The following is a 24,114-nucleotide window of genomic DNA, read 5'->3' as shown; positions in this document are numbered from 1 at the left end:
GTGAAGCCCCGGGCCCCGGGCCGTCAGCGCATGGGGAGAGCGTGCGATGGCGGCTCGGTGCCCGGGTTCTTCCTGGCCGGCGCCCAGCGCGCGGCCAGCTCCGGCAAGGTCCAGCACAGCCAGGCCGACCAGGCGCTGTGGCTGGCGAAATGCGCGCCGCGTGCCAGCTGAGCCCAACCAAAGGCCGTGCCCAGCAGCAGGGTCGCCGCCAGGTAGCGGCGCGCACGCCGCCGGTCATGGTCGCGCCACTGGAAATAGAGCCCGAAGAAGGCAAAACCCGATACCGCATGGCCCGATGGGAAACAGTGGCCCGGGCCGCCATCGGCCACGCCCAACAGCCAATGCGGCACATAGGCGACGCTGCCGCCGAACTCGGCCAGACTCCAGGGGCAGCTGCTGGCGCTCTGGCTTTTCAGCGCTGGCACCAGCAGCGCACAAGCCAGCATCACCGCCAGCCAGTAGCCGCGCTCGGCCCGCCCTGGCCCACCGGCCGGCGGGTGCGCAACTCGCCAAGCTAGCAGGGCCAGTCCGGCCAGGCCCAGCAGCCGGCCGCCTTCATGCAGCAGGTCGCGAGTCAGCCAGGCGTCGCGCCAGGCAAAGCCGGCCGGACCGCCGTAAAGCCGGGTCAGGCCCAGGTCCCAGCCCAGCAGCTCCCAGAGCAGCAAGGCTGCCAGCGCGAGCCCGGTGAGCCGGAGATCGGCACGGCGCCTCATGATCGGCAGCCCCGGCTCAAGTCCCAGGCCGGCTCGTGCACGCTGCTGCGCACATCGAGCAGGCCCAGCACGGTGTGGAACAGATGGTCATGGCTCACAGGGCGCTGCGCCTGAGGCTGCAAGGCACGGCGCAGGCAGTCGTCCGCTAAGCCGGCGCCGGCGGCAAAGCCCGGGCTGGCCCAGGCCACCATGGGCACGCGGGTCTGCACCGTGGGCGCGATGGCATAGGGCAGGCCGTGCAGGAACAAGCCGTGTTCTCCCAGGGACTCGCCATGGTCGGAGACATAGATCAGCAGCGAATCGACCTTGTCGGCCTGGACCTTGAGCTGCTCGATCGTGCGGGCCAGCAGATGGTCGGTGTAGAGCAGCGCGTTGTCATAAGCGTTGACGATCTGCTGCGGTGTGCACTGCTGCAGATCATCGCTACGGCATTCGGGCAGGAAGCGGGCGAACTCGCGCGGGTAGCGGCGGTGGTAGGCGGGGCCGTGATTGCCCAGCATGTGCAGCACCCACAGCTGTGTGCCCTGTGCGGTCCGCAGGCGCCGGCCCAGGTCATGCACCAGGCCTTCGTCCAGGCATCGGCCCTCGGCGCACAGGCCCGGCGCGTTCTGCGCATCGACCTGCTCGCTGGGCAGGCCGGCGCAGACGCCCTTGCAGCCGCTCTGGTTGTCACGCCACTGCACGACCACGCCGGCGCGGGCCGCCACATGCAGCAGCGAATCCTGGCCACGGATGCGGGCTTCGTCATAGTCGCGCCGCCCCACCGCCGAGAACATGCAGGGCACAGACACCTCGGTATTGCTGCCGCAGGCCACCACCGGCCCCAGGTTGGCCACGCCCAGCTTGGCCAGCTCCGGCGTGGTCTGGCGCGCATAGCCCGACAGCCCCCAGTTCGCATCGCGTGCGGTCTCGCCCACCACCAGCACCATCACCAGGGGCTTGCGGCGCTGCGCCCAGGAGGGGCCAGGTGCCGCGTCCAGGCCCACCGGCTGACGCGGCTGGGCGGCGCCGCGCGCCTCGCCGATCGCCACCGCCGCGCCGGACCACAGGTAGTTGGCCGGCGTAATCAGGTAGCGCAGCTCCTTGTTATTGCGCATCAGCGAGGAGAAAGGCTGGTAGATGGCCATCAGACTGGCCAGCGCCGTCAGCAGCGCCAGAGCCAGCAGCGCCAACCGGCGCCCGGCCGCACGCAGCCAGCTGGGCTCGGGCCGCAGCTGCAGCCGGCCCAGCACCAGCAGGGGCAGCCCGGCGAAGAGCAACAGATGCAGCAGCAGGGCCGGGCTCAGCAACTCGCGGGCCTCGGCCGCATCGCTGCGCCACACATTTCGCAGCATCGACGGATCAAGGAAGACGCCGTAGGCCTGCATGAAGTAGCTCGCGAACGCCGTGCCCACCGTCAGCAGCACCAGCAGCGGTTTGAGCGTCCAGCGCGTGGCCAGCAGACCCAGCAGCAGCAGATGCAGCGAGAACACCAGCAGCAGCAGCGCCAGCGCGAAACCCCAGCTGGCCGGCTCGGCCGCGCTGCGCCCCTGCAGGGCCGCGCCCAGGAACAGGCGGTTGGCGCTCAGAGTCCAGAACAGCGCGGCCAGCACCAGCCAGGTGTTCGCACCGAGCGCCAGGGTTGCCAAGCGGTGGCGGCGCCACCGGGAAAATGGGAGGGACAGGCTTTGCATCGGTCGCATTGCAACCGGCGCCGATGAAGCTGAGCTTAAGCAAGCCGGCCTATGCTGCGGCCATCCCCAGTCAGACTCCGCCTCATGAGCCCACCCGACAACACCCCCCCGACCAGCGCCTTCAAGAGCCGCTCCGGACTTGCCCGCCTGTGGCGGGCCACCGGTTACTCCTGGGCCGGGCTGCGCGCCGCCTGGCGGCACGAGGCCGCGTTTCGCCAGGAGCTGGCGGTCGGCCTGCCGCTGATCGCGCTGGCCTGGTGGCTGGCACCGGACCGCTGGCAGGCCCTGCTGCTGACGGCGGCCATCGTCCAGGTCTGGCTGGTGGAGCTGCTGAACTCGGCCATCGAGGCTCTGGCCGATGCCGTGACGGTGGAGCGCCATCCGCTGCTGGGCCGGGCCAAGGACCTGGGCAGCGCGGCGGTGATGCTCAGCCTGCTGCTGGCCGTGGGCGTTTGGCTGGCCGTGTTTTGGCCCTGAGCGGCCCGCCTCAGCGCTCAAGCGCTCAGGCGTTAGGATGCCGCCCCATGAATCAGAAACTGGGTTTGGCCCTGGCGCTGGCGGCGCTGCTGGCGGGTGGCGTGTTCTTCGGCTGGCAGGGCGTGATCTTTGCGCTCACCGGCGTGGTGTTCTGGCTGCTGATGCAGTTCAGCCGGCTGATGCGGGTGATGCGCATGGCCAAGGACGCGCCGATCGGCCATATCGACAGCGCCGTCATGCTCAACGCCAAGCTGAAGGTGGGCATGCGGCTGCTGGAGGTGCTGCCGCTGGCCCGCAGCCTGGGTCGCAAGACCGCCAGCGAGCCGGAGACCTTTGTCTGGACCGATCCGGGCGAGGTCTCGGTCGAGGTGGTGCTGGAGCAGGGCCGCGTGACGCACTGGACCCTGCAACGGCCCGAGACGGGCCAGGACTGAAACCGGGCGAGCTCAGCGGCCGGCGGGGCGCCGGGCGATGAAGCCGATCGCGCCGAGACCGGCCAGCATCAGTGCAGAACTCTCGGGCTCGGGCACCGGCGCGGTCAGCGCATTGCCCAGGTAGACGGCATGCGACAGGCCATCGGTCTGCTTGCTGACCACGCCCAGCACCTTGAAATCGATCGTGCCGATGCCGGCCGTGCCGCCGTCGAACAGGTAGAAGCTGTAGCGGTTGGCCTGCTTCAGGCCGATCACGAACAGGCCGGTGGCCTTGGCACCGCTGTCGAAGCTGAGCGTGAAGTCGTCGCCCAGATCGGTGAACAGGCCGTGGCCGGTCGCATCGCTCTTGCTGTAAGTCAGGCCGCTGCCGTAGCTGAAGCCCTTGTCGCCAAATTGGGCGTTCAGCACCTCGATCTGGCCCTGGGTCAGTGCGCCGCCCAGATTGCCGCTGAAGGAGCCGGCGCAGTCGATGAAGGCCGTCACCGAGGCGCCGCCGCCGGCCGTGCAGACCGGGCTGCCCAATTCGGGCTGCGAAGCAGAAGGCTTGGCGGCCCAAGCGCTATGGGCAAGTGCGAGGCCACTCAGGGCGGCAATGGCGATGGCTTTTTGCATGAAAGGGGACCGGTCGCAGGGGAATCGCCGCAATGTATCGGTCGCTTCGGGTGCTGCTGCCGGCAAGCCTCCCGCAGCCACGGGGGTCGACCACAGTCGCGGCCGCGCGCCCGCGACGCGGGTATGAGATGGGTCACGCCGCGCACCGCGCAACAAGCCGCGGCGTCGGACGGCCCGGGCTTGCATAGAATCTCGCTCTCACCCAATTCTCTCAGCACAACAGGAGTTCCCCATGTCCATGGAAGACCGCGACGGCAAGATCTGGATGGATGGCCAGCTGGTCGACTGGCGCGACGCCAAGATCCATGTGCTGAGCCACACCCTGCACTATGGCTGCGGCGCCTTCGAGGGCGTGCGCGCCTACAAAACCGACAAGGGCACGGCCATCTTCCGCCTGCGCGAGCACACCGAGCGCCTGTTCAACAGCGCCAAGATCCTGCGCATGAAGATCCCCTTCAGCATCGAGCAGGTCGAAGAAGCGCAAAAGCAGGTGGTCCGCGAAAACAAGCTGGAGAGCTGCTATCTGCGCCCGCTGACCTGGATCGGCTCGGAGAAGCTGGGCGTCAGCCCCAAAGGCAACAAGATTCACCTGATGGTCGCCGCCTGGGCCTGGGGAGCCTATCTGGGCGAGGAGGGCCTCAAGCGCGGCATCCGCGTCAAGACCAGCAGCTACACCCGCCACCACGTCAACATCACGATGACGCAGGCCAAAGCGGTAAGCAACTACACCAACTCCATCCTGGCCAATATGGAGGCCACCGAGGACGGCTATGACGAGGCCTTGCTGCTGGACGCCTCGGGCTTTGTCTCCGAGGGCGCCGGCGAAAACCTGTTCGTGATCAAGAACGGCGTGGTCTACACGCCCGATCTGTCGGCCGGCGCGCTCAACGGCATCACCCGCAACACCATCTTCGCGATCTGCCAGGACCTGGGCCTGAAGCTGGTCGAGAAGCGCATTACGCGCGACGAGGTCTATATCTGCGACGAGGCCTTCTTCACCGGCACCGCCGCCGAGGTGACGCCGATCCGCGAGCTGGACCGCATTGAGCTCGGTGCCGGCAGCCGAGGCCCGATCACCGAGAAGATCCAGACGGCCTTCTTCGACATCGTCAACGGCCGCAACCCCAAGTACGCCGAGTGGCTGAGCCTGGTCTGATCAGACAGAGAAAAAGAACATGAGCGACACCAACAAATCCATCATCGAAGTCACCGCCCAGGACGTACAAGGCCCCGGCGTCGTGGCCTGCCCCAACCCCAAGATGGCGCTGTGGAGCAACCACCCCAAGGTCTTCATCGACGTCACACACGAGGGCGGCGGCAAGTGCCCCTACTGCGGCACGGTTTACAAGCTCAAAGCCGGCGAAGTGCTCCACGGCGCTCACTGAGCAAGCGCCAGGCGGGAGCTCTATGCCCCCGCCAGCTGCGGCTTACATGCTGTAAAACACGTAATCGGCCTGATAGGCCACCTGGCGGCGCTCGCCCTTGTTGGCCATGCCGCAAGCCGCCGCCGGCGCCACACCGCCCTGAGTCTTCAGACGCTGGATGTGGCTGACACCCTGCATCGCGCCCATCCCCATCGCGGGGTCGGCCTTGACCAGTTGCAACGGGATGCTGCCCGGCGTGCTCGGCGCCACGGCCAGCTGCTTGCCGGTGACCTTGGAGCCGTCATTGGCCTCCCAGGTCGGGCCGCCGTAATACTTGCCGACCACCGCGCCGGCCGCGTTCTTCAGCGTGGCCACCGGGGTCACGAAGACCCATTCGTACTGGCCGGCCATCGCGGCCTTCTCGCGGCATTCATAGGTGATCTCGCCGGCACCGACAGTCCACATCGTCTGCTTGCTGCCGGCCGGCGCACGCACCGCCTCGGGCAGCGCAGCGTTGTCGACCATGCTACTTGTCATCATCGGCGTGGAGGCGCAGGCGCCCAGCAGGGCGACCGGCAGCAACAGCATCAGGGATGTCTTTTTCATCGCGAACTCCTCGAAGGTTTGGGGGTTGGAGTCCTCTCTTACGCAGCCCTTGGAGGATCGGATGCAAAGAAAAACTAGATGTGCCCGGCCGAGACGATAGGCCCGGTCGGCGCGCCGGTCGGCGAGCCGCCGCTGGGCTCCAGGCTGACGGCAAAAGCAGCCGTGTCCTGCAGCAAATGGGCGCGCAGCACGGTCGTCGCTGCCGCCGCCGTCGAGACCAGGCCCAGCGAGCGCGGCGCGCCCTTGCCCGGCACGGCCCACAGCTCCAGCGCCCGGCCCTGTTCCACCGTCAGCTCGCCCAGCGGTTTGAGCACCAGGGCGCCGCCGTCGGCGCTGACGCTGGCGACAAAGCCGGCCTTGGCAAAGCCGGCGCCTTCAGGCGTCGCGTTCAGCACGATCACCAACGGCGGCTGCACCGGCTGCGGCTGAGCCAGCAGCAGGGCCAGGGCCAGGGCACCGGTGCCGGCCACGCCGGCAAAGCCCTGCCACAGGCCCAGGCGCTGCCACCAGCTCGGCGAGCGCTCAGGCTCGCCGAACAGGCGGCGCTGCACCGCGGCCCAGACCTGGGGCGGCGGCGTCACCGGCGCCACCGGCGCGGCCAGCGGCTGCAGGCGCTGTTGCCAGGCCTGCACGGCATCCTGCAGCGCCGGATGGGCCGGCAGCAGGCGCTCGAAGCGTCGCCGTGCGCCACCGCGCAGCACACCCAGCGCATATTCGGCGGCCAGTTTCTCGGCCAGATCGGGGCGGCTGTAGTCCATCAGAGCGCTCCCTTGCTGGCGCCGACCAGGCCGGCCGCGCGGTCCAGACAGTTGCGCAGGCTTTGCAGGCCGCGCCGCACCCAGCTCTTGACCGTGCCCAGCGGCTGACTCATCTGCTGGGCCACCTCGGCATGCGACAGGCCCTGGTAATAGGCCAGCGCCAAGCTGGAGCGCTGCTCGCCGCTCAAGGCTTGCATGCAGCGCTGCAGCTCATGGGCCTGGCTGGCGGCGTCGAGCAGGTCCAGCGGGCCGGCCTCGGCGCTGGGCATGGCCTCCAGCAGATCGCGCTCACCCCCCTCATCGCTGCCATCGTCCAGGCCCTGGAAGCGGCTGACGGTGGCCGGCTCGGCGGCACGCCGGCGAAGGCTGTCTATCGCGCGGTTGCGGGCCAGACTGGTCAGCCAGGTCAGCGGTTGGGCCAGCCGGGCGTCAAAGCCGCCGGCAGCGCGCCAGATGTTGACGAACACCTCCTGCAACACTTCCTCGGCCTGGGCCCGGTCATGATTGATGCGCAGTACCACGCCGAACAGCTGAGCACTGGTGGCGCGGTACAGGGCCTCGAAGGCCTGGCGGTCGCCCAGGGCGGTGCGGGCGAGCAGCTGGGCCAGTTCCTGGCTGCGCTCGCTCCATGCGGGGTTGGGTGTGCTCATGCCCCATTCTTACGTGCCGGCTTTGGATTTGGATGCATGGACAACCCTTTGACATGCCAGCGCCGCCCCCGCTTCTTACAATCGACCCATCATGATGCGACCCAAAGCCCAGACAGCCGCCCTGCTCGCTTCGCCGGAAGACACCGAGCAACAGTTCTACGAGGCGCTGCAAAGCGCCGATCTTGAGCGGCTGATGGAGGTCTGGGCCGATGAGGAGGAGGTCTCCTGCGTGCACCCCGGCGGCCCGCGCGTAGTCGGCCTGGGCGCGATCCGTGCGGCCTTCGAGTCGGTGTTCGGCCAGGGTGCGATCTCGGTCCATCCCGAACGGGTGCGGCGCCTGCACACCGGCGACACCGCCATCCATCAGGTGCTGGAGAGAGTTCAGGTGCAAGGCCCCGAGGGCCAGCAAAGCGCCTGGGTCATTGCCACCAATGTTTATCTGAAGACAGCGATGGGCTGGCGCATGGTGGTCCACCATGCCAGCCCCGGCACCGCGCACGATATCCAGGAAGTGGTCGAGGAACCGGCCACCCTTCATTGATGGCGCTCGCCTACCGGGCGCCGCCGTGGCTGCCCGGCGGCCATGCGCAAACCATCTGGCCGGCACTGTTCTCACGCCGCTTCGAGGGCGCCGCGCCGCAGTTCCGGCGCGAGCGCTGGAACACGCCGGACGGCGACTTCGTCGATGTCGATTTTCTCGACGCACCGCCCAACCCAGGCCAAGCGCTGCTGGTGCTGTTCCACGGATTGGAAGGCAGCTCGCAAAGCCAGTACGTACAGGCCTTCGCGGCGATCGCCCGCGCGCGCGGCTGGGCCTTCGCGCTGCCGCATTTCCGCGGCTGCTCGGGCGAGCTGAACCTCGCGCCGCGCGCCTACCACTCGGGCGACTTCGAAGAGATCGGCTGGATGCTGGCCCGGCTCAAGGCCGGCCACACCGGGCCGCTGATCGCAGCCGGCGTCTCGCTGGGCGGCAATGCCCTGCTGCGCTGGGCCGAGGAGATGGGCCAGAGCGCGGCGGCCACCGCGCGCGCGGTCTGCTCGATTTGCTCGCCGGTGGATCTGGCGGCCTCCGGCCACGCGATCGGCCGTGGCTTCAACCGCCTGGTCTATACCCGCATGTTCTTGCGCACCATGGTGCCCAAGGCCTTGCGCAAGCTGCAGCAGCACCCGGGTCTGTTCGACGGCGAACGGCTGCGCCAGGCGCGCGATCTCTACGAGTTCGACAATCTGTTCACCGCGCCGCTACACGGTTTTCGCGACACCGAGGACTATTGGTCGCGCGCCTCGGCCAAGCCGCATCTGCGCCAAATCCGCATCCCGGCTCTTGTGCTGAACACGCTCAACGACCCCTTTGTGCCAGCCGCCTGCCTGCCCGGCCCGGCCGACACCGGCTCCCATGTGACCCTGTGGCAACCGGCCCAGGGCGGCCATGTCGGCTTCCCAGCCGGCGCACCGCCGGGCCATGTGCTGGCGATGCCCGGCCAGGTCTGCGACTGGCTGGCGCAAGCGATTTAGACTGCCGTTATGGACCCCATCGTCGAAGCCGCGCTGAAGAAATGGCCCAATGTCCCGCATTGCTACGGCTGGCTGGCGCTGGACGCTCGCGGCGACTGGTATATGCGCGACGAGCGCATCCAGGCGGCTGGGGCCTTCCCGCAGGTCAAGGGTAGCCGCATCAATCACGAAAAGCTGCGCGAATTCATCGAACGCAACTACGCCGCCGATCCGCAGGGCGCCTGGTACTTCCAGAACGGACCGCAGCGCGTCTATGTCGAGCTGGAGGCCGCGCCCTGGATTTGGCGGCTGACAACAGGCACGACGACCGCGCCGCTGATCCATAGCCACACCGGGCTGCCGGCCCGGCAGGTGAACGCCGTCTGGCTCGATGAGCAGGACAGGCTGCTGCTAAGCACAGAGCTGGGCCTGGGCCTGGTGCACAGCCTTGACATGGAGCTGGCCGCCGACGCCGTCGAGGCCGGGCTGTGGCAGCCCGAGCCCAGCAGCCATGCCGAGTTGCTGCACCGGCACGGCGTGATGGACCGGCCGGCGCCGCTCTGAAACCGGCCTCAATTGGGCCGATAGGGCGGCAGCTCGCGCAGCCGAGTGATCTCGGCCCACCAGCGCTCGGCCAGCTCCCGCTGCGCCGGCACCAGCCCCGGCGCAATAGCGGCGTAATAGTCCACCGCCAGAAAGGGCTGGGGCAGCAGGATCAGGTCTTGCATCTTCGACACGCTGATCGCGTGGCGCAGGTCCTCCTCGATGCCGACAGCAAGGTCAACCCGGCCGGCCAGCAGCTTGCCCAGCAGCTGGCGGGTGTTGAGCGCGGCGCTATCGACCTTGAAGCCCTGGCTTTGCAAGACCTCGATCGCCGCGCGCATCGTGACGCGCGTGCCGACGACCAATGCGGCCGGCTCGGCGCCCAACAAGTGCTGACCATCCCAGTCCAGATCGCGCCCGGACTTCTTGGCCCACAGCAGGCGCAGATGGGCCAACCTGCGCGTGCGGTCAACGGCGCCATTGCGCAAAGGAAAGCCCAACTCGGCCATGTTTTGCGCCGTCGGCGCGGCCAGCGTAGCTTCGACTTGTGCGCTGTCCAGCATCAGGCGGCAGCGCAGCGGCGGCAGCCTCAGCAGTTCGACACGCAGGCCGACCGCCTCGCCGGCATCGATCAGCAGGCGCTCAGCTACGCCCAAGCGGTGCGGATTGTTGTGCAGATAGGGCGGCACGACGATGTCGGTGACGCAAACGCGCCAATTCAAGGGCTGCGCGGCAAGCGGCGCTGCCTGCCAAGCCAGCAGGACAACAAGAGTCCATCCTTGCAAGATCTTCACGTCGCCAGCATAGCCGCGCGCGGGCACAAAAAAACCGGCCGAAGCCGGTTGTTTGCGGTGCGCGCCGAAGCCGCTGGGTTCTTGATTACTGGGCGGCGGAAGCGGCCGCAGCCGGGGCCTTCGGTTCGTCGAACTTGGCGCCACCTTGATTACTCATATAGACCACCGCACGGGCGATCTCGAAGTCGCTGTGATCGCCGCCGCCCTGGGCACCCATCGCACCCTTGCCCTTCAAGGCCGAGGTCAGCAGCGTATCGAAACCGGTCTTGATCCGCGGGCCCCAGGCAGCCGCATCGGCCAACTTCGGCGCACCGGCAACGCCGGCGCCATGGCAGGCCGCGCATTGGGCGAGGTAGACCTGCTCGCCGGTCTTCAGCGCGCTGGCGTCGGACAGGTCTTTGATCTCGATGGCGCCGACCGGCTGGATCCGGGCAGCCACTGCCTGCTCCGCCAGGCCCTCGCTGCCGGCGGCGGGCTTGCTGTCCGAGGTCACATAGCTGGCAAGCATCACGATCACGATCACCGGCACAACAAAGGCAAACCCCACGGCCCAGATCAGCTGCTTGGGTGTCTTGATCGGTCCCTCATGCGCCTCTTCGTGCTGGGCGTCGTGGTCGTGCACGTGGTCTTGGGTTCCGCTCATGAAATCCTCGTTGGCGTCGGGCAGTGGAGTAGATCGGGCCCCCGCTCAGGCGCGGGCAGCACAACCGCGAGATTATAGCGAGCCCCCAACGGCCTTCGGCATCGGGTGCCGCAAGCGCTGCTAGAATGCGACGCGCTGCGCCCGTAGCTCAATGGATAGAGTACTGCCCTCCGAAGGCAGGGGTTGCTGGTTCGATCCCAGCCGGGCGCACCATAGGAATCAACAGGTTAAGCCACCGCGAGGTGGCTTTTTCTATTCGCGCGCTGAGCTGAACTACAGGTCTGAGATACAAAGCCGAAAGCGGGCCAAAGTGATGTCGAGAGGCGGTTCAGCAGGGCAGCCGACTCGACCGGCTCAATCCTTGCCTTGTAGAAACGGTTCGATCCGTTCGCTGAACAGCCGGCCCACTGGCGCCTCGGCACCGAGGTCGGCAAGAGGCATAACCTGCGGCACCTTGAAGTTCATGCGCGCCGAGTTTGTTGCGGTTCGGCCGTCCGCCACACCTGTTTGCCTCAACCTCTCGGCCTGTTGCGACAGAACGTGCACCTCTTTGTCGTTGGCTGGGCGCCCACCTACAGTCACTTGAAACCCTTGGCGATCGTCTTATGCCGGCAATCTCACCATGCTGCTGCGCGCCCCCCTTCGAAAGGCTGGCGACCGCCCATGGTGATCAGAAGCTTCGATGTTATCTATTGAGGCCATATTTGCTGTGCAGCAATTGAAAGGCTAGCAGATATGTTAGCTATTTGACCTATATTTGCTGCGCAGCTAATATACAGCCATGCAAGCAGCTGAGCAGATGCTGGTGAAAGAGTTCATGGATGCCCTCCAGGCGGCCACGGACAGCCAGCTCCTTGACCAACACGAGGAAATACAGTTCGACGTGCGTCAGAGACTCGACGCACTTCTACGTGTCAAGCTTCCGAACCAGGCCGATGCTGTCGACCTTGCTGTGGAAGCTGTCAACGCTATCTATCCCCGTGACGCCCACCGCCTGGCTGAATTCCTGACATGTTTCAATGACCAGCGTGGGCAAGATGCGCCACCGGCAGTCCCCGTCGTCGCCGCACGGCATCTCACAAGCGCTGCGAAAGATGTGCTGAGAGACGCCGGCATCAACTACTTTGAATCCTCTTCGGGCACGCTCCTCTTCCGCTACCGCACCTGGCTCATCGACATTGAGCGCCCCTCCAAGCAGCCGCCTCACCGAAAGATCGGCAGTCTCTTCAACGGAGCGCGTGAACAGGTGGTCCATGCCCTGTTCATGCATTGGTATCGAACGGGCGAGCAAGGCTGGGTGGCGGGCAACGAGCTGGCCGCTAACGCTGAAACCTCCACGTTCACCGTGTCCAAGACACTGCAGGAGCTTGAGAAGCACGACTGGGTCGAAGCGACCGGATCCGGACCCTCGCAGCGACGTCGACTCAAGAATGCGGGTGGGCTGCTCGATGCCTGGAGCGGCGAATGGATGCGCCGTGCTCGATCTGAGCCGCGCACCCGGCTCTACACCTATGCAAGTGGTCGAGGCGGAATCGTCGATCGCATCCTCCAGAAGATGGACGGCCGCAGCGGATGGGCAATCTCCGGGGCCGCAGCCGCCAATGCAAGAGTCCCGCACCTGACGGTCGTCGACCGCGTCCTGGTCATCGTGCCTCCCGGCCTGGCGAAACCATGGGCCGAAGAGATGGGGCTCGAGCGAGCAGACAAAGGCTCGAACATCACCTTCGTCGAGCGCTCCGGGGCATCGCTGCAGTTCCTTGACGAGCACCCGGAGCGTCCCGAATCACGCTTCACCAGTCCGTTCATCCAGTATCTCGACTTGCTCGACGGCGTCGGAAGAAACAAGGAACTGGCCCGCGAATACCGCGAACGAGTCCTGAAGCTGGGAGAGCCGGACCATGACTGAAAAGCACAAGTCGGCGGAGGCATACAGCAAGGGGAAGACGCTGGCCTGCGAGATCGCGCTCGTCCTGCTGCTCCAGGCGTTTGGCACCCTGAAGCCCACGGTTCGCCTGATCGGTGGTCTCGTGCCGCGGTACCTGGCACCCGAAGCGCCACCCGACGTGCCGGCACACGTCGGCACCACCGACGTCGATGTCGTGCTCGATGTCGCTGTGCTGGCCGCGGGCGAGGACTACAGCTCGCTGCGCGATCAATTGAAGGCGGCTGGCTTCCAGCGGCACGTCAAGAATGGCAAGCCGAGTTCTTGGCAGTGGGCCCGCGATATCCACAATGAGCGGATCGTTGTGGAGTTCCTGGTCAACACCGACGATCCAGCCGGCAAGGGCGTGGAGTCCCTGGGCGGCGAGGAGATCTCGGCCTGCCGCATTCCCTACGCGGGGATCGCCAGCGACTGGTACTTGGAGCGGGAACTCCGCGTCGAACGGCCGGACGGCGATGGCATCTCGGTCGAGACCGTTCGTCATGCCGATGCCGTTGCATTCGTCACCCTCAAAGCGCTGGCAATGGAGCACCGCTACGAGCACAAAGACGTCGCCGACGTCATCCACGTCCTGCGCTACTACAAGGCCTCGCCAGAGTCGATTGCCGCCGAGTTTGCCGCCAAACTCAACTCGGGCCAACATGAGGCGCCCTTGCGAGGGGCGTTGACGATTCTGGAAATGAAGTTCTGCGACGACGGTACGACGGCCGGCCATGAAAAAGATGGCCCCGGGCGATATGCGTCGTTCCACGGCCTCGATGATCCCGAAGAGCGGGCACTCGCGCAGCGGGAGGTCAGCGGCCTGGTGACCGAGTTCCTCCTGCTCGTGAAAGCGAAGACTGGCTAGCTGCCAGGCCCGTGACCAGCGCCTGGGCTCGAACCAATATCGCTTCGCCGCGAGCTGGGCCGGAGGTACCGGCTATGCCGCTTCCAGGTAGTGCTCGATGAGGCGACTGCCCATACATCCTCATCTAACCCAGGCGACCCTGCCCGCGCGGACAAAATAGTGCGACCTGCACCCATCTTTGCGCCAAATCGAGGGGTGCAAGGTTGCCCGACCACGGGAGTCTGTCCGCAGATTGCACGTGAACGGGCCTCGGCGAAGAGAGGAAGCTCAACACGATCGCCGCATCCGCAAGCGCACAGCATGACGACCGACCAATCCTCTGAGCCTTCGGTGAGCAAAACCAGGTGGCGAGGGGGCAGTTGATCGGGAGCAACAGCAGAGTCAAGCCGCACGACCCTGCGCGCAGGAGCCAGCCGCTCGACGATCGCTCGACATTTCGAGATGACACAAACATCTCTTCCCTCCTCACCCAGCGCTGGAAGGCCGAGGAGCGGCTCCTTGCTGCCCGTGTCGAGCAGCGGGGAAAGCCAGGATGCCAGCGCTGATGGCACGCGTTATCTACAGCAGTGCCAATTCAGGTGCAGGCAGCCCGCCTCGTCCCGCCGGATGCAAATGTCTGATCCCCAGGGCTGTGGTGTGAACTATCGACTTTTATCCAAGGATTGATAAATTATCCACGTCAAAGATATAAAAGGATAATTTCGTGATCGCCTACCCCCGTGCTGCGCTGGCACAGCAATTGGTGCAGGCCCTCCAAGGCGTGGCGCTGCTGGGTGACGCACACAACGGCTTGTTTCTGGCCGCCCCGCGCCGCACCGGCAAGTCCACCTTCCTACAAGCTGATCTAACGCCCGCGCTGCGCGCCGCCGGCGTAGAGGTGGTGTATGTCGACCTGTGGGCCGACCCGCGCCGCGACCCCGGCACTCTGATCGCCGAGGCCATTGCCCGTGCGCTGCAGCCCCACCTGGGCCTGGTAGCGCGAACGGCCAAGAAGGCCGGGCTGAAAAGCGTGAAGGTGGCGGGTGCGCTCGAAATTGATACCAGCAGGATAGGCCAGGTGGACGGCCTGACCCTGGTGGAGGCCTTGCGCAGCCTGCAGCAAGCCACGGGCCAGCGGGTGGCGCTGATCATTGACGAGGCACAGCACGCGCTGACCAGCGAGGCCGGCGAGGCCGCCATGACGGCGCTCAAATCAGCCCGCGACCAGCTCAACCAGCCCGGCCAGGTGTGGCTGATGCTGGTGATGTCGGGCTCGGACCGCGACAAGCTGCTGCGTCTGGTGGTCAGCGCCGGTGCGCCGTTCTACGGCTCGCAGATCCAGGCTTTGCCGCCGCTGGACACCGATTTCATCGCCCATGTGGCCGGCCTGGTGGAAGCGCAGCGCCCTGACCTGCGCCCGGTGGACCGCGCCGCGCTGCAGGCCGCTTTTGTGGGCTTCGGCCACCGGCCGCAGTTCTTCATGGCAGCCATGGGCGCGGTGCTCAGCCCGCTGGCCGGCCACAGCGGGCGTTTTGAGCCTGCGTTGCAACAAGCGGCCCTGGACCAGCAGGCGCAGGACGAAGCGCAGATGGAGTCTGACTACCTGGGCCTGAAACCCACAGAGCAGGCCGTGCTGTGGCGCATGCTGGCCCAGGGGCCGCGCTTTCGTCCTTACGACGCCGAGGCCCTGCGCTTTTACCGCGAGCAGTTGGGCCGACCGGTGAGCGTGCAGCAGGCGCAAAAGGCGCTGGAGGCCCTGCGCCAACGCACACCGGCTCTGGTGTGGAAGTCATCGCGCAGTGAATACGGGGTGGAAGATGCAGCCATGCACCGCTGGTTCCAGAGCCGTGTCGCGGCCGAGAACTGGCCGCCCACATCGCCTCAAGGCAGCCTGGCGCTTCACGACGATTGGCGGCCGCCAAAGCCACCCGCCAAGAACCGCTGATCGACGCAAATGACCAGTTGGCCAGCCAGCCCGGCAAACTCGAGGGACCGCACTCATGCCATCTCAGAGTCCACCAGGGTCTCGACGGCAAAACACATCGCGCAGCGCAAAGACGACATGGCGCGCAGGTTCATGCAGATGCAGCACCCTTTCGGCCAATTTCTCGGCCAGATACTTTTTTCAGGCCCGCCGCTCAAGCACCGCGTGCCCCCAGCCGTCCCGCCTCGGCCAACCACCGCTCGCGCCGCGTCGGCGTGCTCTTGATGACAGGCGTGAACTCGCTGATGCGTACCGGGGCGATGCCGCAGAACTCCAGCACCGCGTCTTTCATCATGCGGTGGGCCGGGGCGCCCTGCAGCCAGCGGAAGTACCAGGCCGGCGTGTCCATGCAGACCAGCAGGCGCGCGCTGCGCCCTTTCAGCAGGCGTTCGGGCAAGGCCTGACCCTGGTGGTAGCGGAACGCAAAACCAGGCACCAGCAGCCGGTCCAGCAGACCTTTGAGCAGGGCTGGCACCGAGCCCCACCAGACCGGGTAGGCCCAGACCAGATGTTCCGCCCCGGCCAGTTGCTGCTGCAGGCGCTGCAGATCGGGCTCCAGCGCGGCATCGGCGTCATGGCCCTGCGAGAGATCGGACGCAAAGCGCAGCTCACGCAGCTGAACCAGGCTGACGCGATGGCCGGCCGCTGCGGCGGCATCGGCATAGCGGCGGGCCAGGGCCTCGCTGAGGCTGTGCGCCTTGGGGTTGGCATTGATGACGAGTATGGTTTTCTTGGCTGTCGTGTTCATGCCCGCCAGCATCCACCCTGTCCCTAGGGACAGAGTCAAGCGGGCTGCACATCGGGGCAGTCGAAGGCCTGTAGCAGTAATCGCTCGCAGACGGCCAGCTCGTCGAGCTGCTGCTGCAGGCGCTGCTGCTGAGCGGCCAACGCGGCGCGCTTGGCCAGCACCGCCTGCAGCGCCACCTCGCGGGCCAGCGGCTCGCCCGGGGCGGGCCGGTTGGCGCTCGTTGTCAGCGCGCGCAGCTCCTGCAGCTTGAAGCCCACAGCCTGGGCCTGGCGAATCAGGCGCACCGCGTCCAGATGGCGCTGCTCATAGATGCGGTAGCTGCCCTGGCGTCGGGGTTCGGCGATCAAGCCCAGCGCCTCGTACAGCCGCAAGGCCTTGGGGGTGGCGCCGCTCAAGCGGGCGAGCGCGCCGATGCGCAGAGTGTCTTGGCTCATGGAGGGCTTGGTGCGGCGAGATGGGACTTCAACGCCTCGATGGCATAACGCACCTTGGCGGGCTGGGCATCGCGCTGCGGAGTCAGCGCATAAACAGGCAGGCTGGGCAGCCGCCAGCTGGGCAGCAGGGGCACGAGCCGGCCGTCCTGGGCCGCGACGCCGATATCGCTGGGGCTCAGCATCGCCAGGCCCATGCCGGCCTCGCAGAGCTGCTGCAGACTCAGCTGGTTATTGCTGCTGGCGCGCGGCTGGATAGTCAGCTGAACCTGCTGACCCGCCGCGTCCTGTAGCGGCAGCATCACGCTGGCGGCGCCCCGGCGCAGCAGTAGCCAGTCATGCCGGCCCAACTCGGTCAGGCTGGCGGGCACGCCGCAGCGCGCCAGATAGGCCGGCGCGGCGTAGAGCCCCATGCTTTTCTCGCCGATGGGCTGGGCCACCCAGCTGCTGTCGGGCAGGCGGCCGAAGCGCAGCGCCAGGTCGATGCGCTGAGCCACCAGATCGGTGAAGCCGTCCTCGACCTCCAGGTGCAGACTCAGGCGCGGATGGGCGGCCAGCAGCGGCGCCAGCGCCGGCCCCAGATGGCGGCCAAACCCCACCGGCGCGGCCACGCGAAGCTCGCCCTCGGGCGCGTCGCGCAGCTGCAGCAGCTGGGCCTGGGCGCCACGCGCGGCCGCCAGCATCGCGACGCAGCCCTCGTGAAAACGCGCGCCGGCCGGGGTCAGGCTGAGCTTTCGTGTGGATCGGTGCAACAGGGTCACGCCCATATCGCGCTCCAGCGCCCGCACCTGCTGGCTGATCGCCGAGGTGCTGGTCTGAAGCAGCCGGGCGGCGCCGGCAAAACTGCCCTGCTCGACCACCGTCGCCAGCACCGCCATCCGTTTCAACTGGTCCAGCATGAAGTTTCTCTAAACAATGCTGGCGGATTTTGCCGGCTTATCGATTCACTGTGAAGTTCATACAGTTGACTCCATTGCAACGAGTTCCAAAGGACTGCTCATGAAGATCGCCCTGATTGGCGCCACCGGCTTCGTCGGTGCCCCGGTTTTGCAGGAATTGCTGGCGCGCGGCCACCAGGTCTTGGCCCTGGCCCGCAACCCGGCCAAGCTGGCGGCCCAGCCCGGCCTCAGCGTGGTCCAAGCCGATGCCAAGAACGCCGACTCGGTGGCCGCCGCCGTCCGGGGCGTGGACGCGGTGGTCAGCGCCTACAACCCAGGCTGGGGCGTGGCCGACATCTACACAGAGTTCCTCGACGGCACGCGCGCCATCTATGCCGGCGTCAAGCAAGCCGGCGTGAAGCGGCTGCTGGTGGTGGGCGGTGCCGGCAGCCTCTATGCGGCGCCGGGCCTGCAGCTTGTCGACACGCCGCAATTCCCCGCCGAATGGAAGCAGGGTGCGCTGGCGGCCCGTGAGGCGCTGAACCTGATCCGTGCCGAGACCACGCTGGACTGGAGCTTTCTGTCGCCGGCCGTGCATCTGGAGCCGGGCGAGCGCCGTGGCCGCTACCGGCTGGGGCTGGAGTCGCCGGTGATGGACACCGACCCGAGCAAGGGCCCGGCGCATATCTCGGTGGCCGATCTGGCGGTGGCGATCGTCGACGAGCTGGAGACGCCGCAGCACATCCAGCGTCGCTTCACGGTCGGCTACTGACGATCAGACGGTCTTCTGCTCCAGCACAAAGTTGGCGCCGTCGTACTGGCCCAGCTTGTCGACCAGATAGGGCAGGCATTCCTGCAGCTTGTCGTGGAGCGTGAACGGCGGGTTGACGATGAACATGCCGCTGCCCAGCATGCCGAAGCCGCGCGTATCGGTTTGCGGCTTGACGGTCAGGCGCACATGCAGCCAGCCCTTCTTGGCGCCGGCCTTGGGGTTGTCGGCGGCGGCTTTCATGCGCTGGGCCAGCTGGTGCGATTCGAGCAGCTGCAGTTGCGGATACCAGATCAGGAAGACGCCGTCTGCAAAGCGCTCCAGGCCTTCGCGCAGCGCGGTCAGCACCTTGGCGTAGTCGGTCTTGAGCTCGTAGGAGGGATCCATCAGCACCACACCGCGGCGCGAGGGCGGTGGCAGCTCGCCGCGCAGCGAGGCAAAGCCGTCGGTATCGGCCACCTGGGTGTTGGGGCGCGTCTCCAGATAGCTTTGCAGAATGCGGAAGTCGGTCGGGTGCAGCTCGTAGACGCGCAGCCGGTCATCTTCGCGCATCAGCAGGTTGGCAATCGCTGGCGAGCCGGGGTATTGGCGCAACTGGCCGTCGGGGTTGAACTGGCGCAGCAGATCGCGGTAGGCGGCCAGCGGGGCCGGCAGATCCTTGGCATCCCACAGGCGAGAGACCCCCAGCGCGTATTCGCCCTTCTTTTGCGCATAGCGGCTCTCGATCGAGTAGCCGCCAGCGCCAGCATGGGTATCGACCAGGGTATAGGGCTTGTCCTTCTCGGCCATGTAACGCAACACCTCCGAGAGAACGAGGTGTTTGAGGACATCGGCATGGTTGCCGGCATGAAAGGCGTGTCGATAGGCGAGCATGGGCGAACTGTAGCCTGCCCGGGCCTGTTCACGGCTGCTGCAGCGCCCCCGGATGCAGGGCCGGCCCGGCCAGCGCAACGCTGTGGCGCGGGTGCTGGTACTGGCGCAGCGGCCTCAACGAGGCAAAGCCCTGCGGCCCCGGTCCGGGGTCGACGGCCTTGCCGCGCAGCGCCGAGTCGGGCTTCAACGCATAGTTCTCGCGCGCGGCCAGCACGAAGGCATCCCAGTCGACTGCCGGGTTGTTGCGCACATCCCAGTCTGCGTCGGCGCTGAAGCGCCCGCCGCCGACCAGCAGATTGTTGACCGCACGCACCCGAACGCGGCCGGGCGCGACGCGCAAATAGACGCCCTCGCGCGGCCGGTTGTCGACCAGGGTGTTGTGGGCCAGCCAGAGCTCGTTGTCGGCATGCTTGTAGCCTTCGGCGCCAATCGAGATCAGGTGGGCGTTCTCGGTCATCGCGCTTTGCTGGATCAAGTTGCCGATCACGACGGCGCGGCCGCCATCGGGGAATTCCAGCTCGTAGCTGGCCGTGCCGCCGAGCTCGTCGCTGAGGCGGTTGTAGAGGATGTGGTTGACGGCCGCGCGGCTCTTCAGCAGATGGCCGCTGCGGCCATGGTGAAAATAGCAGCCGCTGACGCTCAGCCGGGCGATCGCGCCGGCGTAGAGCAGATGGGCCGGCCGGCCATTGGCGCGGCGCGCGGCGCGCGAGAACTCGCTGTTCTCGATCTCCAGCTCGGCGGCAGGATCGTTGTTCGTCAGCAGCCCCATCTCGCAGTCGGCGAAGCTGCAATCGCGCAGGTGCAGCGAGCCGCGCTCAAAGCGGATGCCGGCGCCATTGGTATCCGGGGCAGTGGCCCCGATAAAATCGAAGCCCTCGATGCTGACCCGCTGGCCGCTGATCACGAAGATGCCTTTGCCCTGAGCGACCGCACCATTGGCGATCAGGCGCACCCGACCGCCGACCGCGCGCAGGCTCAGATCATTGCGGCCCCAACTGGCCACATCGGCCACATAGTCGCCGGCCTCGACCTCGATCACCATGCCGTCGCGCGCTTGCTGGGCCGCGCTGGCCAGACTGCGCACTGCCTGCTTGGGGCCGACGCGCAGCAGCGCCGGCGTCGGCGTCGCTTGAGGCTGCGCCAGCGCCGGTCGCCCCAGGCACAGCCCCGCCGCCAGGCCCAGCAGTTCGCGGCGCCCCGGCGCCTCCCCGACTCTCGCAGCACTCATCGCATGGCCTCCCGTAGCAGCTTGTCCAGTCTAGCGAGGCCTGATGACGCCAAGCCCTTGGGGCTGGCACGGCTGTCGCGCACCGGACGGCGGCAAATCGCACGCCTGAGTATCATAGCGATCATTCCGTAATTAACAGCTCACCCCATGCCCAATCTCTTCGACCCCATCAAGATCGGCGATCTCGAACTTGCCAACCGCATCGTCATGGCACCGCTGACACGCAGCCGCTCCAAGGGCCTGCTGCCCGGGGCCATGGCCGTCGAGTACTACCGCCAGCGCGCCAGCGCCGGCCTGATCATCAGCGAGGGCACCCAGGTCGCTCCGCAAGGCCAGGGCTATCTGGACACCCCAGGCATCCACACGCCCGAACAGATCGCTGCCTGGAAGCGGGTCACCGACGCCGTGCATGCCGAGGGCGGCAAGATCGCGGTGCAGCTCTGGCATGTGGGCCGCATCTCGCATGTGGTGTTCCAGCCAGCCGGCGCCGCCCCGCTGTCCGCCACCGACAAGCCGGCCAAGGGCAAGACCTTCACGGCCGAGGGATTTGTCGATGTTTCGGCACCACGCGCGCTGGCGACCGAGGAGATCCCGGGCGTGATCGCCCAATTCGTGCATGCCGCACGCTGCGCAATGGAGGCCGGCTTCGACGCGGTCGAGGTGCACGGGGCTAACGGCTATCTGCTGGACCAGTTCATGCGCGACAGCATCAACGACCGGACCGACGCTTACGGCGGCAGCATCGCCAACCGCGCCCGCCTGACCATCGAGGTGATGACGGCCATCGCCGAGGCGATCGGCCCGGGCCGCACGGGACTGCGTCTGTCGCCGGTGACCCCGGTCAACGACGCCGGCCAAGACAGCGATGCACAGGCACTGTTCAACCATGTGGCCGAGCAGCTGGCGCCGCTGAAGCTGGCCTTTTTGCACATCATTGAGGGTCAGACCGGCGGCGCGCGCGATGTCGCGCCCTTTGACTACCCGGCGATGCGCGCGCGCTTCCAGGGTCCGTGGATGGTCAACAACGGCTACACGCGCGAGATGGCGCTCAAGGCCGTGGCCGAGGGCCAGGCCGATATGGTGGCCTTTGGCCGCGACTTCATCAGCAACCCCGACCTGGTTCGCCGCCTGAAGCTCAATGCGCCGCTGCAGCCCGTGGACCGGGCCACGCTATACGGCGGCGATGCCCAGGGCTATATCGACTATCCGGCATTGGCCGCCTGATCAGTTCTTCTTGCTGGTCCGAGCCTTGAAGAGCTCGGTCACGCCGACCTCGCGCGGGCCGGCGATCAATTCGAAGGACTCCCCGGCGCTCAGGCTGCCGGGGCGCTGTACCGCCAGGTAGAAGCCGCACCAGGCGTTCTGCGTCATCAGCTTGGCAGCCTGGCTGAAGCCCATCACCGCGTTGAACTTGAAGCAGGGGTAACGCGGCTCGCTGACCACCAGCTCGCAATCGGCGAAGCGCAAGATATCGCCGATGCAGACCTGGCTCTCCAGCAGGCCCTGCAGGCTCAGGTTCTCGCCCATGCTGCCCAGCGCCAAGGCCTCGTCCCAACCGGCCACCTTGGCCTGGGCCCGTACGGTCTGCCAGAAGGGGTAGTGCTCGACCGGATAGGCATAGACCGCCTTGGCCAGGCCGCCGTGCACGCTCAGGTCGGCCTGCTCGTCGCCGGCCAGGCCCAGCGGCGCCACCGCGACCGGGCCGGTCTGCGGCTGTTTGCGGATGCCGCTGAGCACGCTGCCCTTCGCGGTGAGCAGGGCCTGGGCCGGGGCGGTGTTGATGCTGAGCAGCTTCATGCGTCGGAGCGGTTGTCGGGCTTGGGGACTGGATTGTCGCCGGCCCGCGCCGTGGCTTGCTGGGCCAGGCGTAGCTCAGTGATGTCCACGCTGGTGGACAGCACGCAGGTCTGGCCCTGGTAATCGATCAGCTCGCCGCTGAGCAGGGCATGCAGGCGTTGGCCATCGCGGCTGCGCACCCGCACCTCCAGGTTCTCCACCCGACCGTCGCGCTTGAGCAGCTCGTAATAGCGCTGGCGGTCTGCCGGCTCCAGCCCCACGTCGGTCAGCTCGGACATGCGCCGCCCCAACATCTGCGTGCGGCTGTAGCCATAGCGGCGGCACAGCACCTCGTTGACCTCCAGGATGGTGGTGTCGGCCAGCGTCGTCAGCGCGGCGCTGACCGAGTAGGCATTGAACAGGCGCTGGAACCGGTCGCGCTCCTGCTGCGCTTCCCGCAGCGCCTGGCGACGCGCCTGTTCGCGGTCCAGATTGTCCAGCGCGAACGAGACATCGCCGGCCATCTCGTCGAGCAGGCGCACCAAGGCCGGATCGAAGAAGCCGGGCTCGGCGGCAAACAGCAGCAGCGCGCCAACCGTAAGGCCGCCCCGACGTAGCGGGAAGGCGGCGATCGCCCGTCCACCACGCGCCACCACGCTGTCATGCCAATGCGCCATACGCGGGTCCAGGCCCGCCTCGTTGCTGATCAGGTGGGCGCCGCTGCGTATCACCTGGCTGGTGATTGAAGTCTTGCCATAGAGCGAGTCCAGCAGCCAGCGTTCGGGCACGCCGGCCAGAAGCTCGGCCTGGCCGTGCAGACAGGCGCGGTAGGCCTCCTGGCCGCCGCTGACGATGACGGCCGCCAGCGCCGCGTGGCCGGTGTCCACGCAGATGCGGCACAGGTCCTGGTAGAGCTGCTGGTCCGAGGCCGGGTCGCGCACGATCAGCTGATTGCACTGCGACAGCGCAATATAGAACTGCTGCACCCGCTGTTCGGCGGCCGCGGCGCTTTGCTGCTCGCGCCGGTGCTGCGACCAGACCCAGGCGGCCAGCACGGCGGCCAGGCCACCGCTAGCTATCATCATCAGCAGCAGATTCCAGCGCGCCCGCTCGAAACTGGCCTGGCTGGCATCGGCCTCGCGGCGCGCCACAGTCAGCTGCAGATCGATCAGCTCGCTGAGGGTCTGCCCCAGCGGTTCCAGTGCCAAGCGCAGGTTCAGTGCGGCGAAGGCGCGCAGCGCGGCGGCATCACCGGCGCCGACCAGGCGCTCGAATTGCCGCAACGCCTCGTTTGCAAACCGCAGCTGCGGTTCGGCCCGGGCGATCAGGTGCAACTCTTCCTCGACCAGCAGCGTGCTTTTGTAAGCCGCCCAGAGCTGCTCCACCTGCGACTGTGCGGTCTTGATCTGCTGCCCCCCCTGCTCGGGCGCCAGCCGCCCCTCGACCAGCCCGCTCGCACTGGCCGGCACTTCGGCCAGCATCGCATGCGAGATCTTGCGCAGTTGCTGCACCGGCACCAGCCGGTTTGCATAAACCGACTCCAGCGCCTGCGACACGCCACGCAGCTGCAGCAGCGCCACCAGCCCGAGCAAGGCCATCAGCCCCAGCAACGAGGCCATCACCAAGGCCAGACGGGCCTTGAAACTCAGGCCGGCCATGACGCGGCAGCGGATTGGATAGACGTGAACACAGTGAGTCCGTGCAGTTGGAAAGCGGCCACCGATTCTCAATCAATGCCCAACTGTCGAAAACCGTTCATCTCTGAACAACCTCGATAGACAGAACAAGCACTTAGAGAAACTTTGCTCCGGCAAGTCTGAACTATTTGCTCACTCAAGTCTGAACTTTTCCGATTTCTGTTCTTTCAAGTCTGAACTTTTACGACGTATCCCGACGTG

28 protein-coding genes and 1 tRNA gene are annotated in these 24,114 nt (G+C 66.9%); 13 read left to right on the top strand and 16 right to left on the bottom strand.

Annotation, left to right across the window (positions count from 1 at the left end):
- Positions 1-23 precede the first annotated feature (23 nt).
- Together OOZ63_RS21110 and OOZ63_RS21105 are read right to left on the bottom strand one after the other, a co-directional pair.
- Positions 24-713, bottom strand: a complete 690-nt coding sequence (locus OOZ63_RS21110) for a phosphatase PAP2 family protein (protein WP_266007587.1) — start codon at positions 711-713, stop codon at positions 24-26.
- On the bottom strand, positions 710-2,386 hold the full coding sequence (locus tag OOZ63_RS21105) for a phosphoethanolamine transferase (protein ID WP_266007586.1): 1,677 nt from the start codon (positions 2,384-2,386) through the stop codon (positions 710-712). The genes OOZ63_RS21110 and OOZ63_RS21105 overlap by 4 nt, the downstream gene beginning before the upstream one ends.
- 84 nt (positions 2,387-2,470) lie before the next feature.
- On the opposite strand from OOZ63_RS21105, the gene OOZ63_RS21100 reads away from it, so the two are divergent.
- Together OOZ63_RS21100 and OOZ63_RS21095 are read left to right on the top strand one after the other, a co-directional pair.
- On the top strand, positions 2,471-2,863 hold the full coding sequence (locus OOZ63_RS21100; protein WP_266007585.1) for a diacylglycerol kinase: 393 nt from the start codon (positions 2,471-2,473) through the stop codon (positions 2,861-2,863).
- A 47-nt stretch (positions 2,864-2,910) separates the two neighbouring features.
- Positions 2,911-3,297, top strand: a complete 387-nt coding sequence (locus OOZ63_RS21095; RefSeq protein ID WP_266007584.1) for a hypothetical protein — start codon at positions 2,911-2,913, stop codon at positions 3,295-3,297.
- Positions 3,298-3,309: 12 nt separating this feature from the next.
- Here the strand turns inward: OOZ63_RS21095 and OOZ63_RS21090 are convergent, their stop codons facing one another.
- Positions 3,310-3,909: a PEP-CTERM sorting domain-containing protein gene (locus tag OOZ63_RS21090; RefSeq protein ID WP_266007583.1), complete on the bottom strand. Its 600-nt coding sequence runs from the start codon at positions 3,907-3,909 to the stop codon at positions 3,310-3,312.
- A 232-nt stretch (positions 3,910-4,141) separates the two neighbouring features.
- Between OOZ63_RS21090 and OOZ63_RS21085 the strand changes: the two genes are divergently transcribed.
- A complete protein-coding gene (locus tag OOZ63_RS21085; RefSeq protein WP_137945127.1) occupies positions 4,142-5,065 on the top strand; it encodes a branched-chain amino acid transaminase in 924 nt (307 codons plus the stop codon).
- A gap of 19 nt (positions 5,066-5,084) precedes the next feature.
- Complete coding sequence (locus OOZ63_RS21080; RefSeq protein WP_137945126.1) at positions 5,085-5,294, top strand: zinc-finger domain-containing protein; 210 nt, start codon at positions 5,085-5,087, stop codon at positions 5,292-5,294.
- A 42-nt stretch (positions 5,295-5,336) separates the two neighbouring features.
- On the opposite strand, the gene OOZ63_RS21075 is transcribed toward OOZ63_RS21080, so the two are convergent.
- The 3 genes from OOZ63_RS21075 to OOZ63_RS21065 all read right to left on the bottom strand — a co-directional run bounded on the left by OOZ63_RS21075 (position 5,337) and on the right by OOZ63_RS21065 (position 7,287).
- Complete coding sequence (locus OOZ63_RS21075) at positions 5,337-5,879, bottom strand: DUF3455 domain-containing protein (RefSeq protein ID WP_266007582.1); 543 nt, start codon at positions 5,877-5,879, stop codon at positions 5,337-5,339.
- A 74-nt stretch (positions 5,880-5,953) separates the two neighbouring features.
- On the bottom strand, positions 5,954-6,637 hold the full coding sequence (locus OOZ63_RS21070; RefSeq protein WP_262972024.1) for an anti-sigma factor domain-containing protein: 684 nt from the start codon (positions 6,635-6,637) through the stop codon (positions 5,954-5,956).
- A complete protein-coding gene (locus OOZ63_RS21065) occupies positions 6,637-7,287 on the bottom strand; it encodes a sigma-70 family RNA polymerase sigma factor (protein WP_266007581.1) in 651 nt (216 codons plus the stop codon). The genes OOZ63_RS21070 and OOZ63_RS21065 overlap by 1 nt, the downstream gene beginning before the upstream one ends.
- A gap of 91 nt (positions 7,288-7,378) precedes the next feature.
- On the opposite strand from OOZ63_RS21065, the gene OOZ63_RS21060 reads away from it, so the two are divergent.
- Genes OOZ63_RS21060 through OOZ63_RS21050 form a run of 3 tightly spaced genes read left to right on the top strand, consistent with a single transcriptional unit; the run spans position 7,379 to position 9,345 of the window.
- On the top strand, positions 7,379-7,828 hold the full coding sequence (locus tag OOZ63_RS21060) for a YybH family protein (RefSeq protein ID WP_266007580.1): 450 nt from the start codon (positions 7,379-7,381) through the stop codon (positions 7,826-7,828).
- Positions 7,828-8,802, top strand: coding sequence for a YheT family hydrolase (locus OOZ63_RS21055; RefSeq protein ID WP_266007579.1), 975 nt, complete (start codon positions 7,828-7,830; stop codon positions 8,800-8,802). Before OOZ63_RS21060 ends, OOZ63_RS21055 begins: the two co-directional genes overlap by 1 nt.
- Positions 8,803-8,811: 9 nt before the next feature.
- Entirely contained in the window at positions 8,812-9,345 is a 534-nt protein-coding gene (locus tag OOZ63_RS21050; protein ID WP_266007578.1) for a DUF2946 family protein, read from the top strand.
- Between the two features lie 8 nt (positions 9,346-9,353).
- On the opposite strand, the gene OOZ63_RS21045 is transcribed toward OOZ63_RS21050, so the two are convergent.
- On the bottom strand, positions 9,354-10,118 hold the full coding sequence (locus OOZ63_RS21045) for a hypothetical protein (protein ID WP_266007577.1): 765 nt from the start codon (positions 10,116-10,118) through the stop codon (positions 9,354-9,356).
- Positions 10,119-10,203: 85 nt separating this feature from the next.
- Entirely contained in the window at positions 10,204-10,761 is a 558-nt protein-coding gene (locus tag OOZ63_RS21040) for a c-type cytochrome (protein ID WP_266007576.1), read from the bottom strand.
- 137 nt (positions 10,762-10,898) lie between these two features.
- Between OOZ63_RS21040 and OOZ63_RS21035 the strand changes: the two genes are divergently transcribed.
- The 3 genes from OOZ63_RS21035 (at position 10,899) to OOZ63_RS21025 (ending at position 13,550) form a co-directional block, all read left to right on the top strand.
- Positions 10,899-10,974: transfer RNA gene (locus OOZ63_RS21035), tRNA-Arg, on the top strand.
- A 568-nt stretch (positions 10,975-11,542) separates the two neighbouring features.
- The gene (locus OOZ63_RS21030) at positions 11,543-12,667 is read left to right on the top strand and encodes a hypothetical protein (RefSeq protein ID WP_266007575.1); all 1,125 of its coding nucleotides are present in this window, start codon (positions 11,543-11,545) and stop codon (positions 12,665-12,667) included.
- Positions 12,660-13,550, top strand: a complete 891-nt coding sequence (locus OOZ63_RS21025; RefSeq protein WP_266007573.1) for a hypothetical protein — start codon at positions 12,660-12,662, stop codon at positions 13,548-13,550. Before OOZ63_RS21030 ends, OOZ63_RS21025 begins: the two co-directional genes overlap by 8 nt.
- A gap of 120 nt (positions 13,551-13,670) precedes the next feature.
- On the opposite strand, the gene OOZ63_RS29290 is transcribed toward OOZ63_RS21025, so the two are convergent.
- Positions 13,671-13,751 carry a DUF6527 family protein gene (locus OOZ63_RS29290; protein ID WP_416234769.1) on the bottom strand — a complete coding sequence of 27 codons (81 nt, stop codon included), beginning with the start codon at positions 13,749-13,751 and terminating at the stop codon, positions 13,671-13,673.
- A 502-nt stretch (positions 13,752-14,253) separates the two neighbouring features.
- Between OOZ63_RS29290 and OOZ63_RS21020 the strand changes: the two genes are divergently transcribed.
- Positions 14,254-15,474: an AAA family ATPase gene (locus tag OOZ63_RS21020; protein ID WP_266007572.1), complete on the top strand. Its 1,221-nt coding sequence runs from the start codon at positions 14,254-14,256 to the stop codon at positions 15,472-15,474.
- Positions 15,475-15,667: 193 nt separating this feature from the next.
- Here OOZ63_RS21020 and OOZ63_RS21015 read toward each other — a convergent pair whose 3' ends face one another.
- The 3 genes from OOZ63_RS21015 to OOZ63_RS21005 are packed head-to-tail and all read right to left on the bottom strand — an operon-like array spanning position 15,668 to position 17,591.
- A complete protein-coding gene (locus tag OOZ63_RS21015) occupies positions 15,668-16,261 on the bottom strand; it encodes an NAD(P)H-dependent oxidoreductase (RefSeq protein ID WP_266007571.1) in 594 nt (197 codons plus the stop codon).
- A gap of 35 nt (positions 16,262-16,296) precedes the next feature.
- The gene (locus OOZ63_RS21010; RefSeq protein WP_266007570.1) at positions 16,297-16,695 is read right to left on the bottom strand and encodes a MerR family transcriptional regulator; all 399 of its coding nucleotides are present in this window, start codon (positions 16,693-16,695) and stop codon (positions 16,297-16,299) included.
- Complete coding sequence (locus OOZ63_RS21005) at positions 16,692-17,591, bottom strand: LysR family transcriptional regulator (RefSeq protein WP_323055773.1); 900 nt, start codon at positions 17,589-17,591, stop codon at positions 16,692-16,694. The genes OOZ63_RS21010 and OOZ63_RS21005 overlap by 4 nt, the downstream gene beginning before the upstream one ends.
- Before the next feature lie 100 nt (positions 17,592-17,691).
- Here OOZ63_RS21005 and OOZ63_RS21000 point away from each other — a divergent pair, with 100 nt between their 5' ends.
- The gene (locus tag OOZ63_RS21000; RefSeq protein WP_266007569.1) at positions 17,692-18,342 is read left to right on the top strand and encodes an NAD(P)-dependent oxidoreductase; all 651 of its coding nucleotides are present in this window, start codon (positions 17,692-17,694) and stop codon (positions 18,340-18,342) included.
- A gap of 3 nt (positions 18,343-18,345) precedes the next feature.
- Here the strand turns inward: OOZ63_RS21000 and OOZ63_RS20995 are convergent, their stop codons facing one another.
- Positions 18,346-19,212 (bottom strand): 23S rRNA (adenine(2030)-N(6))-methyltransferase RlmJ, encoded by an 867-nt coding sequence (locus OOZ63_RS20995; protein WP_266007568.1) that lies wholly within the window; start codon positions 19,210-19,212, stop codon positions 18,346-18,348.
- Between the two features lie 28 nt (positions 19,213-19,240).
- Positions 19,241-20,440, bottom strand: a complete 1,200-nt coding sequence (locus OOZ63_RS20990; RefSeq protein WP_266007567.1) for a hypothetical protein — start codon at positions 20,438-20,440, stop codon at positions 19,241-19,243.
- 147 nt (positions 20,441-20,587) lie between these two features.
- Here OOZ63_RS20990 and OOZ63_RS20985 point away from each other — a divergent pair, with 147 nt between their 5' ends.
- A complete protein-coding gene (locus OOZ63_RS20985) occupies positions 20,588-21,664 on the top strand; it encodes an alkene reductase (RefSeq protein WP_266007566.1) in 1,077 nt (358 codons plus the stop codon).
- On the opposite strand, the gene OOZ63_RS20980 is transcribed toward OOZ63_RS20985, so the two are convergent.
- Both OOZ63_RS20980 and OOZ63_RS20975 read right to left on the bottom strand, forming a co-directional pair.
- The gene (locus OOZ63_RS20980; RefSeq protein ID WP_266007565.1) at positions 21,665-22,237 is read right to left on the bottom strand and encodes an MOSC domain-containing protein; all 573 of its coding nucleotides are present in this window, start codon (positions 22,235-22,237) and stop codon (positions 21,665-21,667) included. It lies immediately after the preceding gene.
- On the bottom strand, positions 22,234-23,874 hold the full coding sequence (locus tag OOZ63_RS20975) for an MCP four helix bundle domain-containing protein (RefSeq protein WP_266007564.1): 1,641 nt from the start codon (positions 23,872-23,874) through the stop codon (positions 22,234-22,236). The genes OOZ63_RS20980 and OOZ63_RS20975 overlap by 4 nt, the downstream gene beginning before the upstream one ends.
- Positions 23,875-24,114: the final 240 nt, after the last annotated feature.

This window comes from Paucibacter sp. PLA-PC-4, from assembly GCF_026241155.1.
Lineage (GTDB): Bacteria > Pseudomonadota > Gammaproteobacteria > Burkholderiales > Burkholderiaceae_C > Roseateles_E.
The sequence above is the reverse complement of the archived record's forward strand: the minus strand, read 5'-3'. Positions and strand labels throughout refer to the sequence as shown.